A 15,366-nucleotide genomic window follows, 5' to 3' on the forward strand; every position below is an offset into this window, starting at 1 on the left:
CCCCAACCAGTCCTTCGACGGGTTCTGCGGCGGGCACTGTGCCGGTCTCGGCGGCGGGCTTTGCGGCGGGCTTTGCGGCGGGTTCCGCGGTGGGTTCCGCGGCGGGCGCCTGTGGATAACCGCCGCGGCGCGGGCCGGGATCCCGCTAGCTTGGACTGACCCTCTCGACCAGGCTGCCAAGGAGACCCTCCCGATGCCCCTCGACATCCCCGCCTTCAACGTGGCGTTCAACCGGGCGTACGACCGGGTGCACCGCAGCGCCGAACCGGCGGACCTGGCGGCCGAGCAGCAGAAACTGCGCGGTCTGATCCCGGCCGACGCCTCGGAACACGACCGCACCTGGACCACCCAACTCGTCGACGACCTCGCCGTCCCCCCGCCCGCCCCACCGAAGCGCAGCGAGCTGTATCGCGAGGCCGAGCGGATCCATAGCAGCGTGTACCCGCCGAAGGGCACCAGCGAAGAACAGATCGCGATCCTCGAGGACGCGCGCCGCCGAATCTGGGAGATCGCCGACCGCGCGGACGAGAAAGAGCAATATCCGATCCGCGCCCTGACCAAGGATCTCGAGTCCTTGGAGAACTGGCTCCGGGACCCACCGTTCCCACTGACCGACACGCCGTTCCCCGCCTCCGATGGCTGAGTCCGGCGAGCGGGTTCCTGAGAACTCACCGGCGTACCGCGAGTTCGCTCGGCTGTACGACCTGGCGCGAGAGCTCCGACCGACCAGCGTCGACCGATGGAACCGCGAGCTGTACGCAACGAGCGGCCACGGCGGCTTCGACCACCAGACCGGCGCGATCGGTGTCCACGAGCCGATCCTTCGCCAAGGCCTGACAAAGGAGACGACGGCCGAGCCCGAATGGCAGGCGCGCGCCCTGGAAGAGGTTCTCGACCGGGCCACGCACGCGGGTATGACGGTGCGTGCGCCGGGCGAGCCCAATGCCGTCGAGACGACGCAGTCGCAGGGGCTGAACGAGGGTGTCGCGGAGGTCCGGGCCGCGACGGACTTCCATGCCTTCAACAGGATGTCCGGGTACCCGCCCGTGGCGTTCGACAACACGCTTCAGACCGGTGCGTACGCGGCGACCAACGACCTGATTCAGCAGGTCTCGGGCCCGTCCGTGGACAGGCAGCAGTTGGTGGGGCGGCTTCATCAGGGGCCGGCGATGATGCACTTCGATCAGTTGGCAGAGGCCGTCGTACAGAATCGGCTGCAGGAGATCGCGCCACCCGAGGGCGCCGATCGGCAGGCCGTACGGCGTGAGCTGGTGAGCACGATGCTGCATCCGCAGTGGGACTCGCTCGCGGGGCGGTCGCCTGATGCCGGGCGGGAGGTGGCCGGCGAGATCGGACAGGCACTCAACGCGAAGGTGGACGAGATCCGCCGCCGGGGCCCGCACCCGGGTCGCGACGCCGAAGCTGACGGCGCACCGCGTGAGAACGAGACGCGCGAGATTCCTGGAGACGCGCGTGAGGGTGAGGCGGGCGGTGGCGAGCGGCCGAGGGAAGCAGCCGACGGTGTGCTGCATGACGGTGCGGTGGGCGGTGGCGGGCCGACGCTGGACGCGGCAGCACCACAGAGGGCCGGGCAGAACGTGGATGCGGCGAGGTTCCTGAGTGGTTCGGCGCCGGCGGCCGGCGCTACAGCGCGAACCCCGTCGCTGGGTGACGGTTCGCGCGCGGCCGCTCGTACGTCCGCGCCATCGCGAAACGTCCCGACGCACCACGTGCCGCAGCCTGGCCCCGGTTCCGGCCGCGGGTAGGGCCGCCCGGGTTTGTGGAACATTGTGGCCGCCAGGCGGCCAATAGTTTCCACAAAGCCCGGCAGGAGTGGGCTTGGGGATGGCGTTTGCGCGGGTTCGGCGGGAGATCTGGGCGATCGCGGATCGCGCCGGTGGCGACAGGACCGCGATTCGGGCGTTGACGCGAGGGCTGGAGTCTTCGGAGGAGCTGCTGGGCGACGAGCATCCCTTCGGAGGGCGTTGACAAGAGGTCGTGCGGTGGCAAAGATCTAACCATTCGTGGTGGGTTTAATGGTTAGGGGTTGGCGTGCGGCGGGTTGTGGTGGATGGGGTTTCCAACTTGGGGTTGCGGCCGCCGGTGGTGGGAGCGGTGCCGGGGTGTTACAAGTTGGCGGGGGCGGTGCGGGACCAGGGGTTCGTGGGGCGGATCGGGGCGGAGGACGGTGGGTCCGTGACGCCGCCGCGGTACGACCGGGGTGACTGGAAGCCCGGGGACGGTGTGTTCAACGCTGCGGCGATGGCGTCGTACACGGTCCGGTTGGCGGATCGGCTGGAAGGGTTCCTGGGGCAGGGAAAGTTCGTCGTGCTGCTCGGGGGTGAGTGCAGCAATCTGCTGGCGCCGACGTTGGCGTTGAAGCGGCGCGGGCGGTACGGCGTGGTGTATCTCGACGGGCACTCGGATTTCCGGACGGTCGACAACGCGCCGTACGTCGGAGCCGCGGGTGGTGAGGCGTTGGCGTTGGTGACCGGGCGCGGGCAGGCGGATCTGACCGATCTCGAAGGGCGCGGGCCGTACACGCAGGACACCGATGCGGTGCTGCTCGGGATCCGGGCGGATGACGAGTACGTCGCGGACGTGGAGAAGGCCGGGATCCCGGTGTACCCGGCGGCACGGGTCGCGGAGGATCCGGTGGGCGCGGCGCGCGGGACGCTGGAGCATCTCGAGCGGGACGAACTCGACGGGTTCTGGGTGCATCTGGACGTGGACATCCTGGATGCCGCGATCATGCCGGCGGTCGACAGCCCGGATCCGGGTGGGATCGACCACGAACAGCTGCGCGCGCTGCTGCGGCCGCTGCTGGCGTCACCGAAGTGCGTCGGCTTCGACATCGGCATCTTCGACCCCGACCTCGACCCGGACGGCACCTACGCCGCCGAACTCACCGACACCTTGGTCGCCGCCCTCAGCTGACCACCCTCAGCTGGTTGTCCACACCAGTTCTTGGCCGTGGGGAGCGGCGGTGCCGAGGGAGTGTTTCTCGCCGTCGGGCCAGGTCTGCAGGTCGATGCGGTACTCCCAGCCGTCCTGCGCGCGCTCATGCGTGATCACGCGGTGCGGCTCGAGGCTGAGGTGTGCCAGCGGCGCCGCCGCGGTGGCCTGCGCGCCGAGCTCCTCCAGCCGCTGTTCGATCGCGGACCGGTCGGGGCGGCGCAGGTACTGCCACATGATCGAGTGCCACACCACCGTGACGTGCCCCTCCGACAGCTCCAGCGCACGCAGGAACGAGACCGCGTCCTCCCGCCGTACGTCGGCCGGCACGTCCCGCGCGACGACCAACGCGCCCCGCAACCGCTCCAACCGGTCAACCATGTCCGGCCACACGTACGACGCCAGCGTGAGCGCACCGTCGTCCGTCAACGGATTGACCGGCGCGATGTCGCACCCCACCCGCTCCGCGATGCGCAGCTCAACCGACGGCACCGAACCGGTCCAAGCTGGGTCGAACACCACCGGACTGTCCACCGGACCGTACGACGTCCCGTCCGCGACGTACCGGTACCGGTCTGCTCGCAGGTTCAACCCAGCCGACGCACCGATTTCGAACAGCCGCACCGGTAGCGGCAGAGTCTCAACCAGCCGCAGCAAGCCACCGTACAGCGCACCTGAGCGGCCCACCTCGTTCGTTTGCGGCGGTTGGGTCAGTAGCGACCGCACCTCCCCCAGCCGCGACCGCAGTACCTGCTCGAACGCCTCCCAGCCGAGCACCGGGTCCCAGGCGCCGCCGACGCTCGGGTAGAACGCCGCCAGCTCAGGCACCGTGCCGGACAGCACCAGACCGTGTACTGCGCCCAGCAGCCGCAGACCGATCGCCTCGCCGAACGACCGGTCCTCATAACCAGCCAGCACTTCGACAGTCACGCCACCGACCTCGTAGTCATCCACGAGCAGCCGAAGCAGTTCGGCGTACATCGGGGACCCGAGGTCCTCGCAGGCGGTCGCTTGTCGCTGGAGAGCCGTTACGACATCCACGTAGGTGAGACTAGGCCGTGTCTGGCAATTCCGCGCCGTAGCGAGCAGGTGCTCGGTGCGGTAGCTCGGTGCGCGGGAGCGAAGGTCTCGATGCGGAGCATCGTGGCCTTTGCTCACGTGCAGCGAGGTGCCGTGCCGAGTGCCGCGCAGTAGGCGGGGAATTGCCAGACACGGCCTAAAAGGTCAGGCGATCCAGGATCGACTTGGCGGTCGTTCGCGCGTCTTCCGGTTCGAGGGGCGCACCATGACGGTCGGTCAGGTAGAAGACGTCCACACACTCCGCACCGAGTGTGCTGACGTGTGCCGACCGGATGTCCGCACCGGTCGCCGCGATCGCCGCAGTCACGTCGTACAGCAGGCCTGGACGGTCATGGGCTCGCAGTTGCAGCACAGTCGCTGTCTCCGACGCATCCGGCAGCAGATCGACCCGGCTGGCGACACGTGCCCGTGCCGCGGAGGAGTCCCGTGCGGTCAACCGCCGTACGACGTCCGTCGAGTCCCGCAGCGCAACGGCCAGCCGGTCCCGCAGGCGCACCGGATCAGGAGGTGATCCAGCAACGGTCCACTGCGAGATGCCAAGCCCTTCAACGGACGTGATGACAGCAGACCGCACAGCCAGCCGCTCCACAGCGAGTACTGCGGCCACAGTCGACAGGGTCCCCACCTGATCCGGTACGGCGACGTTCACGCGCAGATCGCCGTGATGGTCGGACACGGTGACTCCGAGCCGCCCTACGCCGACCACCTGGTGCAGCACGGGCAGTGGAATCGGCGGAGCATCGTTCCACATGCCCTCGCCACCGCCTGCGAGCTCACCTCGCACCCGTCGGCACAGCTCACCCACCAGCCGCATCCGCCACGGCGACGACGCAGCCGGGCCGGCCGCCCGCGCATCGGCGTACGTCAACGCCTCCAGCAGGTCCAGCGTCTCGGTGGTCCGGACGATGCCCGCGACCATGTCCACGGTCATCGGGTCCTCCAGGTCGCGTCGCGTCGCGACCTGGGCAAGCATCAGGTGCTGCCGGACCAGCAGCGTGATGACGTCCGCGTCCGGCTCGCTGAATCCGAGCCGCCGCGACACCTTCGCCGCAATAGCCGCACCGGTCACGCTGTGATCACCCTCGACGGCCTTCCCGAGGTCGTGCAGCAGCGCGGCCACCAGCAACAGGTCAGGGCGCCGTACGTCGCGCACCATCGACGACGCCTCGACGCAGGTCTCCAGGAGATGCCGGTCGACAGTGAACCGGTGGATCGCCGACTGCGGCGGCCGGAAGCGCACCGCGTCCCACTCGGGCAGGATCCGCGAGATGTAGCCGGCCTGGTCCAGCCCCTCCCACACTTCGAGCAGTCCGCTGCCCGCACCAAGCAGAGCGCACAGCAGCCGCCGCGCCTCCCCCGGCCACGGCGCTGGCAGGTCTGCGGCTCTCATAGCCAGCCGTCCACAGACAGCCGGCGACAGTACGAGCTCACGATCCGCAGCGACCGCAGCAGCACGCAGACCGAGTACGGCGTCCCGCTCCGGGCGCGCGTCCGGCATCAGCACGACCTCACCCTCGTGCTGGCCCACTCCCTCGTCCAACGCGAGCAGCAACGGCCCACCGGTCCGTAGACGACGTCGCGACCGCGGCGGCTTGGTCATCAGGCTCTCGACCCGCCGCCACGACACATCGCACACGTGGGCCAGTGTCCGGCCCGTCGCGTACACGTGCCGCAGCAACTCGTCGCGCCCCGACAAACCGACTGCAGCGGCCACGTCGCCCGCCAGGTCAGCCACCAACCGGTCCGTCGCCCGACCGGCCACCTCATGCAGCGCGTCACGAACCTCGAGCAGGTCCCGCCGCGCACGCTCCACGACCGGATGCGGTACGTCGACCAGCCACGAGGCGACCAATGCGCGCAGTACGACGGCGTCGCGCAACCCGCCGTACGCCTCCTTCAGGTCGGGCTCGGCGAGATGTGCGAGCTCTCCGACCGTGGACGCGCGGTCACGACACGCCTGGGCCAGTCCGGGCAGCCGGGAGCGCGCAGTACGCCGCCAGTCCGCCATCAGCACGGATCGCAGTTGCAGCGTCAGGTGCGAGTCCCCCGCGACGTGCCGCGCGTCCAGCAGCCCGAGGGCCACTCGGTCGTCGGCGGCCGCGGCCTGCTGCGCCTCGACCAGCGTGCGAACGCTGTGGTCCAGCTTGGTCCGCGAGTCCCACAGCGGGTACCAGATCTGGGCAGCCAGCTCGTCGATCTTTGGGTATCCCTCGGCGTGCACAAGCATCACGTCGAGGTCGCTGTACGGCGACAGCTCCTCCCGCCCGTAGCCGCCCACAGCGACGAGGGCGACGCCCTCGGTAGGTACACCGAGGGCGTCGCATGCCTTCGCGAGCAGCAGTTGCAGCAGCGTGTCGGCCTCTTCGGCACGACCGCGCCGCTGCTCTGCCCGATCGATCATCTCAGTGTCCCGTGTGTGGTGTGGTGTGAGCGATAGCGGTGTCCAGGTGCGTGCATCGGGGTGCTTGGTCAGTGGCCTCGATGCGGAGCATCGTGGGCGCTGGGCAAGTGCCGCGAGGTGCGTGCCTGGACGCCGGTAGCGTCATGCCACACCACACACGGGGCACTAGAGCGCGTCCCCGTCCAGCTCGCCGGTCCGGACCCGGACGATCGTCTCCACCGGGGTGACCCAGACCTTGCCGTCGCCGATCTTGCCGGTCTGCGCGGCCTTCACGATCACGTCCGTCACGTCGGCGCTGTCGCCGTCCTCGACGACCACCTCGAGCCGGACCTTCGGGACCAGGTCCACCTCGTACTCCGCGCCGCGGTAGACCTCGGTGTGGCCCTTCTGCCGGCCGTAGCCGCTCGCCTCGGTGACCGTCATGCCGGTGACACCGAACGTCTCCAGGGCGGCCCGGACGTCCTCCAGCTTGTGCGGCTTGACCACCGCGGTGATCAGCTTCATGCGTTCGCACCTTCCTTCTCGGACGTCTCGGTGGACCCATTGTCCTTGTCCTGCGCCGGCGCCGCAGCAGCGGCCGGTCGCAGCGCACCGCGCAGACCCGCGGCGCTGAGGTAGTCGTAGGCCGTCTCCGCGTGCTCGACCTGGTCGACACCGGTGACCTCGTCGTCCTCCTTGAGCCGGAAGCCGATGGTCTTGTCGATCACCTTGCCGAGAATGAACGCGACGGTGAAGGAGTAGACACCGACGACCACGTTGGCCAGCGCCTGCTTACCGAGCTGCGAGACACCGCCGCCGTAGAAGAGGCCGTTGACCGCGGACGGCGCCGCCGCCGAGCCGAGCAGACCGATCGCCAGCGAGCCGAACAGACCGCCGACCAGGTGCACACCGACCACGTCGAGCGAGTCGTCGAAGCCGAGCTTGTACTTCAGCGAGACCGCGAAGGCGCAGATCGCACCGGCGAGCAGGCCGAGGATGATCGCACCGATCGGGGTGACCGCACCACAGGACGGGGTGATCGCGACCAGACCGGCGACCGCACCGGACGCCATACCCAGCGTGGTGGCCTTGCCGTGCCGCAGCCGCTCGATGATCAGCCAGCCGATCACAGCGGCGGCAGTGGCGACCTGGGTGTTCACGAAGGTGACAGCGGCGGTGGTACCGGCGGTCAGCGCCGAACCGGCGTTGAAGCCGAACCAGCCGAACCACAGCAGACCGGCGCCGAGCAGCACCAGCGGCAGGCTGTGCGGCCGCATCGGGTCCTTCTTCCAGCCGATCCGCTTGCCGAGCACGATCGCCAGCGCCAGCGCCGCGGCACCGGCGTTCACGTGCACCGCCGTACCACCGGCGAAGTCGACGGCCTTGAGCTTGTCGCCGATCCAGCCACCGTTGCCGTCGTCCAGGAACCACACCGAGTGCGCGACCGGGAAGTACACCAGGCAGGTCCAGCCGACCACGAACACGATCCAGCCGCGGAACGTGGCCCGGTCGGCGATCGCACCGGAGATCAGCGCCGGGGTGATGATCGCGAACATCATCTGGAAGGCGACGAAGGCCAGCGTGGGCGTCGACCCGCTCACCGCCTCCGGCGCGAGCAGGCCCTTCAGGCCGACCTCGGAGAAGTTCCCGATCACATGCCCGGAGTCACCGGCGAATGTCAGCGAGTAGCCGACCACCACCCAGAGGATGGTGACGACGGCGATGGTGATGAAACTCATCATCATCATGTTCAGTACGCTCTTGACGCGCACCATGCCGCCGTAGAAGAAAGCCAGGCCCGGGGTCATCAGCATCACCAGGGCGGCACTGGCCAGAACCCAGGCGGTATCGCCGGCGTTGATCTCCATCAACGTCATCCCTTCCATCGAACTGGGGGTGACCGGCGTCCTCAGTCGGGGAGGTCTCCACAACGCCGGGGAGCCCGCCGCTCGGCCACTCCGCACACGGTGTCGGCGCGCCGTTTCAGCCGATCGGTCCGTTTGTTTCAGGCATGTGACAAAGCACGCTCCCAAGTGACATCCGGGTGACATGCCTCACGGAGGGTCCGAATGTGACACTCTGGCCTGGACCACACGGGACCGCAGCTGCGCCACTGCGCCCGTCCGACCTGGGGAACGAGAAATGGAGCCGAACTATGCAGTGAGACCGCGCCGAGGCAGACCACGGGACCCGGAGGCGGAACCGCGAATCCGCCGGTACGCCGTACAGCTGCTGCTGGAGCGCGGATTCGACGGAATGACGGTGGATGACGTCGCCGAGGCAGCGGGGGTAGGCAAGGCGACGATCTACCGGAGGTGGGCCAGCAAGGAGTTACTCGCGAACGACGCGCTGACCGACCTGTTCGACCTGGAAATCCCGGACGCGGACACCGGCTCGTTGGCCGGTGACCTGTGCGAGGTCTACCGAACGGCATTGTTCTTCGCCAACACCGAGAGGGGGCAGGCACTGATTCGCCTCGCAGTCACCGAGGCGAACCGCGACCAGCGGTCAGCACAGATCTACCGGAAAGTCCTGGACCGGAGGATCGCACTGACGCAGGAAGCACTGGACCGGGCCAGATCCCGGGGTGAACCGATCCGCGACACCGCGGACCCGGTTCTGATGGTGGAGTGGATGGCGGGAGTCTTCGTCGTCCGGGCGCTCACCGGGCGCCCGATGCCACCGCCCGAGGACGCCGATCGCCTGGTCGACGTCACACTTCGGGCAATACTCGACGGACACACCGGAGCGATCTAGCCCGGCACTGTCCCCGCCGGCCTGGACCCCGCCGGAGGGACGAGGTCCTCAGCTGACCTCGATGACGATCGACGCGACGATCAGCGCCACGATCGCCAGCACCACACAGAGCGCCACGGCCCGGCGCCGACGACGCCGCAGCCGCACACCGGCCGCCCACGCCGCGTCGGCGAGATCGGTCTCCGGTAATCGGTCAACTGCTGTCAGCAGCAACGGCTGCACGTCCTCCCGCCTCATTGGGCGTCCCGCCAGTCCCCCGCGCCGAGCGCGGTCCGGAAGCGGCCGAAAGCCGCCATTCCGTGCGCGTGGACGGCGGTGTGGGACATGCCGAGCAGATCGGCCACCTCGAACTCGGTCAGCTCCTCCAGGTGCAGCAGCACGAACACGGTGCGTTGCGCGGGCGTCATGCCGGCCAGCGCCAGCTGCACCTTGTCGTCGGTGTCCACGAACGGCTTCGACCGGTTCCAGGGCCGCAGCGCCGGCTGGTAGAGCAACGGCTGGACGAACGCGTCCGGGTCGTCCACCCTGGTCCACCGAACCGACAGCTGCTTGAAGGCGTGCAGCAGTACCTCTTCTGCTCGCTGCACATCGCCGTACACGAGGTACGTCGTACGGAGCCACCTGCCCTGTCGTGCGTCGACGAACGAGGCGAAATCCGGGTCGACCGTTTCGTGCATCCACCCTCCCGCCTCTATTCAACTCCTCAACTACTGCGGGCTGCTACTGCCTGACGCGTCTCTTCGGTGATCAGGTCGAAGTTGAGGCCGCCGGCGGCCATCAGGCCGGCTGCCGCGGATGGCATGACCTGAGCGGTCGGATTGGTCACGTTGCCTGCCGCGAACACACCAGGGACCTCTGTAGCGCCCATGCCGTCGACTTTCACCGCAGTACCGACCTCGACACCGTTCGACTCGACCAGCGTCGTCTCCAGACCCAGATCGGTCACGAAGCCCGCACGGGCTCGCATGGTGCTCTGAATCGCCACAGCCTGCCGCGGTACGACCGTGCCGCTCTCCAGCCGCACACCGGTGATCTTGTCGCCGGTCACCTCGATCTGCTCGACCTTGCCCTGCACCACGGAGATGCCGCGAGCAGCCAGCTCCTCCCACTGCTCCTCGGTGGGCTCCGGCGCGGTGTGCAGGAACAGCGTCACGTCGTCGCTCAGTTGCCGGAACAGCTGCACCTGGTGGATCGCCATCGGACCAGTCGCCAGCACGCCAATAGCCTGGTCCTGCACCTCCCAGCCGTGGCAGTACGGGCAATGCACGACGTCCTTCCCCCACCGCTCGGCCAGCCCGGGTACGTCGGGCAGTACGTCGGTCAGCCCGGTCGTCACCAGCAGCCGCCGACCGCGGTACGTCGTACCGTCGGCCAGCTCGACCGTGAACCCGTCAGCGTCCTTCCGGGCCGTGGTGACGGTGCCGTCGGCGAACTCACCGCCGTACCCGATCACCTCCTGGCGACCGATGGCGTAGATCTCGCCCGGCGGCGTGCCGTCGCGGGTGAGGAAGTTGTGCACGCCGTCGGCGGGCGCGTTGCGTGGGGTGCCGTCGTCGATCACCAGCACCGAACGGCGGAACCGGACCAGGGCGAGCGCTCCGCTCAGCCCGGCGGCACCGCCACCGATCACGATCACGTCGTACGTCGTCATCTCGGGACTCCTCGTTTCTAGGTATACGCCGAGGATGCGTCGTGGTTTTCATTTTCGACAAGTATTGTTGCTGGTATGGCAAACACCGAGACGTTCGACGATGTCCTCGAGTCGGTCGGGCCGCGGCTGCGGGCGCTCCGCATCGAGCGCGGTACGACGCTGGCGCAGTTGTCGGAGGCGACCGGGATCTCGGTCAGCACGCTGTCCCGGCTGGAGTCCGGCGGCCGGAAGCCGACACTGGAGCTGCTGCTGCCGCTGGCCCGCGCCCACCAGGTGCAGCTGGACGAGCTGGTGGACGCGCCGCCGACCGGTGACCCGCGCATTTACGCCAAGCCGATCAAGCGGCACGGCACGGTGCACATCCCGCTCAGCCGGCGGCCGGGTGGACTGCAGGCGTTCAAGCAGATCCTCCCGGAGGGATATCCGGGCACCGACGTCGTACAGAAGACCCACGAGGGCTACGACTGGTTCTACGTGCTGTCCGGCCGGATCCGGCTGAAACTCGGCGACCAGGACTTCGTGCTGAAAGAGGGCGAGGTGGCCGAGTTCGACTGCCGCGTGCCGCACTGGTTCTCCAACCCGGGCCCTGGACCGACCGAGGTGCTATGTCTTTACGGCCCGCAGGGGGAGCGGATGCACGTCCGAGCGCGAACCACATGACAGGCCACATGACAGGAGAGACCTGGTGAGCATTGCGTTGTTCACTCTGGGCGGGACCATCTCGATGGCGGGAACGCATCGGCTGAGCGGTGACGACCTCACCGCCGCGATGCCTGGCCTGGCCGAGCTCGGCCACACGGTCGAGATCCAGGACATCGAGAAGATCCCGAGCGCCAACCTGACCGCCGCCAAGCTGCTCGAGGTCGTCGACGCCGCCTCGAAGGCCGTCGCCGCCGGCGCCACCGGGGTGGTGGTTACCCAAGGCACCGACACCCTGGAAGAGAGCGCCTTCCTGGCCGACCTGGTCTGGCCGCACGCGCAGCCCCTGGTCTTCACCGGCGCGATGCGGAACCCGACACTGGCCGGACCGGATGGCCCGGCCAACCTGCTCGCCGCCCTGCGCGTGGCCGGCTCCCCCGCCGCCCGCGACCTCGGCGCGCTGGTCGTCTTCAAGGAAGAGATCCACGCGGCGCGCTGGGTCCGCAAGACCCACAGCACGAGTACGGCGACGTTCGTGTCACCGAACACGGGCCCGATCGGTCACGTCGTCGAGGACCAGGTCCGCGTCCTCACGCGCCCGCTGCGACTGGACGGCGTACAGGGCAGTGCGGAGCCCGCGACGCTGGACGCGCTTCGCGTCGCGCTCTACACGATCACGATGGACGACGACGGCGTATTGCTGCAGGGGCTGGCGGACACTCATCAGGGCCTGGTCGTCGCCGGGTACGGCGTCGGTCACGTACCGGCCGCCCTCGCGCCCGTGCTCGGCGATCTCGCGGCGCGGATGCCGGTCGTCCTCACGTCGCGGACCGGCGCGGGCTCGGTGGTCCGCAACACCTACCACTCCCCCGGCTCGGAGGCGGATCTACTGCAGCGCGGTCTGATCGACGGCGGCTTCCTCGACCCGTACAAGGCCCGGATCCTGCTTCGGTTGCTCCTGGCAACAGATGAGGACATCGCCGCGGGATTCGCGCAGTACGCCTAACTCAGCGACGCGGCTTTCGTCACCAGGTAGTCGCGTTCGGGGAGGCTCGTCGTACCGCGGGCCGCCGCCCGGAAATGCTCGGCGGCGGCCGACCGGTCGCCGCGCATCTCGTACAGATGGCCGCGGGTGGCGTCGAGGCGGTAGTGGCCGGACAACTCGGTGTCCAGCGGTTCGAGGAGCTTCAGGCCGGCGTCGGGGCCGTCGACCATGGCGGCCGCGATCGCCCGGTTGAGCTTCACCATCGGGTTGCCGGACAGGTCCTCGAGAAGTCCGTAGAGCGCGAGGATCTGCGGCCAGTCGGTGTCCTCGGCACGGTCCACCTCGTCGTGCAGCGCGGCGATCGCCGCCTGGATCTGGTACTCCCCGAGCGGCGGCGCGTTGAACGCCTCCACCGCGAGCGCCACGCCTTCGGTGATGAACTGGTGGTCCCACAGCAGCCGGTCCTGCTCTGCCAGCGGAATGAGCTCGCCGTCCTTACCTGTGCGCGCTGCACGACGTGCATCCGTCAGCAACATCAGCGCGAGCAGGCCAGTGACCTGTCCGTCCTCAGGCAACTGCGTCCGTACTGCGCGCGTCAGCCGGATCGCCTCAGTCGACAGGTCACTCCGGTGCAGCTCCGGACCGCTGGTGCTCGTGTAGCCCTCGTTGAACATCAGATAGAGCACGTGCAGAACGTTGCGCAGCCGCTCCGGGTCCGCGTCCAGCGCGAAGCCTGCGCCTTTGAGCTTCTGCTTCGCCCGACTGATCCGCTGCGCCATCGTCGCCTCGGGTACCAGGTACGCCGTGGCGATCTCGGCCGTCGTCAGTCCACCGACCGCCCGCAGCGTGAGTGCGATCGCGGACGCCGGAGTGAGAGCGGGATGACAGCAGAGGAACAGGAGCCGGAGCGTGTCGTCGTACTGCTCGACCTGCTCCGCCGGTACGTCGCGCAGCGCGGCGCGTTCCTCGCGGCGCCGGCGGGCCTGCTCCTGACGCACCTCGTCGATCAGCCGTCGGGACGCGGTCTGGATCAGCCAGGCCTTCGGCTTGTCCGGCAGGCCGTCCCGCGGCCACGTGGTCGCGGCCGCGAGCAGTGCCTCCTGTACGGCGTCCTCCGCAGCGGCGAAGTCACCGGACCATCGCACGACTGCTCCGAGGACCTGCGGCGTCAGCTCCCGCAGCAGGTCCTCCAGCTCGTGAGAGGGGTCAGAAGTCGTGGAGATCCCCGTCGCCCTCCATGATCCGGCGTACCTCGATCGGCTGCTCCAGCGGTACGCCGCCGGGCCCGGGCGCGGCGGACTGCCCAGCCGCGATCTCCAGCGCCCGTTCCTCCGACTCCACGTCCACGATCGTGTAGCCGGCCAGGACCTCCTTGGACTCGGCGTACGGGCCGTCGGTCCAGACCGGGGCGTTCAGAGCGGTGGCCCGCACCACCTTGGCGTGCTTGGGCCAGGTCAGCGCGCTCACCTCGACCAGCTCGCCCCGCTTCCGCAACTCGTCCAGCTGGTCGGTCAGGTGCTGCATGTGGGCCTTCATGTCGGCCTCGTCCCACTCCAGCATCGGGGTGTCGCAGTTCCCGCCGTCCATGTTCATCAGCAGCATGAACTTGGTCATGTCATCTCCTCCTCAGGGCCTTTACACGTGAGACGGAGCCGGTGCCGGGTTCTCTACATCAGTCCAGCAGGGCATCGACGAACTGCTCGGGGTCGAACGGGGCCAGGTCGTCCGGACCCTCACCGAGACCCACCAGCTTCACCGGTACGCCGAGTTCGCGCTGCACGGCGATCACGATGCCGCCCTTCGCCGTACCGTCCAGCTTGGTCAGGACCAAGCCGGTGACGTTGATGACCTCGGCGAACACCCGCGCCTGGGTGAGACCGTTCTGCCCGGTGGTGGCGTCGATGACCAGCAGCACCTCGTCCACCTCGGCGGTCTTCTCGATCACCCGCTTCACCTTGCCGAGCTCGTCCATCAGACCGGTCTTGGTGTGCAGGCGGCCGGCGGTGTCGACGAGTACGACGTCGGCCTCCTCCGCGATGCCTTCCTTGACCGCGTCGAACGCGATGCTGGCCGGGTCGCCACCCTCGGGACCGCGCACGGTGCGGGCACCGACGCGCTCGCCCCAGGTCTGCAACTGGTCCGCGGCGGCCGCGCGGAACGTGTCGGCGGCACCGAGGACGACGCGCTTGTCCTCGGCGATCAGCACGCGGGCCAGCCGGCCGACGGTCGTGGTCTTGCCGGTGCCGTTCACGCCGACCATCAGCATCACCGCGGGCTGGCCGTCCGTCCGGCTCGCCTTGAGCGACCGGTCCAGCGACGGGTTCACCAGGTCGATCAGCTCCTCGCGGAGGATCTCGCGGGCCTGGGCGGCGCCGACACCCTCGACACGCATCCGGGTGCGCAGCTTCTCGACCAGCTCCTGCGTCGGCGCGACGCCGACGTCGGCGGTGATCAGCGTGGTCTCGATGTCCTCCCACGCCTCCTCGTCGAGCTTGTCGCGGGACAGCAGCGCGAGCAGGCCCTTGCCCAGCGACCCCTGCGAGCGGGCCAGCCGGGCCCGGAGCCGGACCAGCCGGCCCTGCGCGGACTCCGGCTTCTCGATCGTCGGGGCCGACGACTCCGGCGTCTCCGGCAGTTCGGTGTCCTCGAGCGTCCGCGTCGGGGTGTCACGCGGTTCCTCGGCGTCCTCACCGACCTTCGGCTCGGCCGCCTCCTTGCCCTCGACCGGACCCTCGACGGAGGGCTTCGGAGCGGCCGGCGGCAGCTCGCCCCGGCGACGGCGGGCGACGACCAGACCGGTGGTACCGACGACCAGGACGACCGCGATCACCACGACGATCGTGATCAGGGCCTGGTCGGTGAGCAGCGAGATGAGCAGTGGGGTCAACACGGTTCCCCATCTTGACAGACGCCCGGCCC

The 15,366-nt window shown here is 69.0% G+C and carries 16 protein-coding genes; 6 read left to right on the forward strand and 10 right to left on the reverse strand.

The genetic code is table 11. The features are described from left to right. Positions 1-193: 193 nt before the first annotated feature. The 3 genes from AC0662_RS33510 (at position 194) to AC0662_RS33520 (ending at position 2,937) form a co-directional block, all read left to right on the forward strand. Positions 194-643 (forward strand): hypothetical protein, encoded by a 450-nt coding sequence (locus AC0662_RS33510; RefSeq protein WP_478305685.1) that lies wholly within the window; start codon positions 194-196, stop codon positions 641-643. Continuing rightward, the gene (locus AC0662_RS33515) at positions 636-1,766 is read left to right on the forward strand and encodes a hypothetical protein (RefSeq protein ID WP_478305687.1); all 1,131 of its coding nucleotides are present in this window, start codon (positions 636-638) and stop codon (positions 1,764-1,766) included. Before AC0662_RS33510 ends, AC0662_RS33515 begins: the two co-directional genes overlap by 8 nt. Before the next feature lie 367 nt (positions 1,767-2,133). After that, the gene (locus tag AC0662_RS33520) at positions 2,134-2,937 is read left to right on the forward strand and encodes an arginase family protein (RefSeq protein ID WP_478305689.1); all 804 of its coding nucleotides are present in this window, start codon (positions 2,134-2,136) and stop codon (positions 2,935-2,937) included. A gap of 6 nt (positions 2,938-2,943) precedes the next feature. Here the strand turns inward: AC0662_RS33520 and AC0662_RS33525 are convergent, their stop codons facing one another. The 4 genes from AC0662_RS33525 to AC0662_RS33540 form a co-directional block, all read right to left on the reverse strand. Next, complete coding sequence (locus AC0662_RS33525) at positions 2,944-3,996, reverse strand: DUF2332 domain-containing protein (protein WP_478305691.1); 1,053 nt, start codon at positions 3,994-3,996, stop codon at positions 2,944-2,946. A gap of 175 nt (positions 3,997-4,171) precedes the next feature. Beyond that, positions 4,172-6,436 (reverse strand): [protein-PII] uridylyltransferase, encoded by a 2,265-nt coding sequence (locus AC0662_RS33530; RefSeq protein ID WP_478305693.1) that lies wholly within the window; start codon positions 6,434-6,436, stop codon positions 4,172-4,174. Positions 6,437-6,601: 165 nt separating this feature from the next. Continuing rightward, positions 6,602-6,940 (reverse strand): P-II family nitrogen regulator, encoded by a 339-nt coding sequence (locus tag AC0662_RS33535; RefSeq protein WP_355483534.1) that lies wholly within the window; start codon positions 6,938-6,940, stop codon positions 6,602-6,604. Continuing rightward, on the reverse strand, positions 6,937-8,292 hold the full coding sequence (locus AC0662_RS33540; RefSeq protein ID WP_452204483.1) for an ammonium transporter: 1,356 nt from the start codon (positions 8,290-8,292) through the stop codon (positions 6,937-6,939). Before AC0662_RS33540 ends, AC0662_RS33535 begins: the two co-directional genes overlap by 4 nt. A gap of 283 nt (positions 8,293-8,575) precedes the next feature. Here AC0662_RS33540 and AC0662_RS33545 point away from each other — a divergent pair, with 283 nt between their 5' ends. Then, complete coding sequence (locus tag AC0662_RS33545; RefSeq protein ID WP_452204484.1) at positions 8,576-9,172, forward strand: TetR/AcrR family transcriptional regulator; 597 nt, start codon at positions 8,576-8,578, stop codon at positions 9,170-9,172. Between the two features lie 48 nt (positions 9,173-9,220). Here the strand turns inward: AC0662_RS33545 and AC0662_RS33550 are convergent, their stop codons facing one another. From AC0662_RS33550 to AC0662_RS33560, 3 genes are read right to left on the reverse strand one after another with little or no spacing between them, the layout of a single operon-like run. Further along, entirely contained in the window at positions 9,221-9,409 is a 189-nt protein-coding gene (locus tag AC0662_RS33550) for a hypothetical protein (protein ID WP_452204485.1), read from the reverse strand. Then, entirely contained in the window at positions 9,406-9,849 is a 444-nt protein-coding gene (locus AC0662_RS33555; protein WP_452204486.1) for an RNA polymerase sigma factor, read from the reverse strand. Before AC0662_RS33555 ends, AC0662_RS33550 begins: the two co-directional genes overlap by 4 nt. Positions 9,850-9,875: 26 nt before the next feature. After that, a complete protein-coding gene (locus AC0662_RS33560) occupies positions 9,876-10,823 on the reverse strand; it encodes an NAD(P)/FAD-dependent oxidoreductase (protein WP_452204487.1) in 948 nt (315 codons plus the stop codon). Between the two features lie 75 nt (positions 10,824-10,898). Here AC0662_RS33560 and AC0662_RS33565 point away from each other — a divergent pair, with 75 nt between their 5' ends. After that, positions 10,899-11,483 carry a helix-turn-helix domain-containing protein gene (locus tag AC0662_RS33565; protein ID WP_452204488.1) on the forward strand — a complete coding sequence of 195 codons (585 nt, stop codon included), beginning with the start codon at positions 10,899-10,901 and terminating at the stop codon, positions 11,481-11,483. Between the two features lie 25 nt (positions 11,484-11,508). Then, complete coding sequence (locus AC0662_RS33570; RefSeq protein ID WP_452204489.1) at positions 11,509-12,468, forward strand: asparaginase; 960 nt, start codon at positions 11,509-11,511, stop codon at positions 12,466-12,468. On the opposite strand, the gene AC0662_RS33575 is transcribed toward AC0662_RS33570, so the two are convergent. From AC0662_RS33575 to ftsY, 3 genes are read right to left on the reverse strand one after another with little or no spacing between them, the layout of a single operon-like run. Continuing rightward, complete coding sequence (locus AC0662_RS33575) at positions 12,465-13,670, reverse strand: RNA polymerase sigma factor (RefSeq protein WP_478306075.1); 1,206 nt, start codon at positions 13,668-13,670, stop codon at positions 12,465-12,467. The two genes, AC0662_RS33570 and AC0662_RS33575, sit on opposite strands and share 4 nt — an antisense overlap. Next, positions 13,654-14,061, reverse strand: a complete 408-nt coding sequence (locus AC0662_RS33580) for a YciI family protein (RefSeq protein ID WP_478305698.1) — start codon at positions 14,059-14,061, stop codon at positions 13,654-13,656. Before AC0662_RS33580 ends, AC0662_RS33575 begins: the two co-directional genes overlap by 17 nt. A gap of 58 nt (positions 14,062-14,119) precedes the next feature. Further along, positions 14,120-15,337, reverse strand: coding sequence for a signal recognition particle-docking protein FtsY (gene ftsY, locus AC0662_RS33585; RefSeq protein WP_478305700.1), 1,218 nt, complete (start codon positions 15,335-15,337; stop codon positions 14,120-14,122). Positions 15,338-15,366: the final 29 nt, after the last annotated feature.

Source organism: Kribbella sp. NPDC043289 (assembly GCF_056436705.1).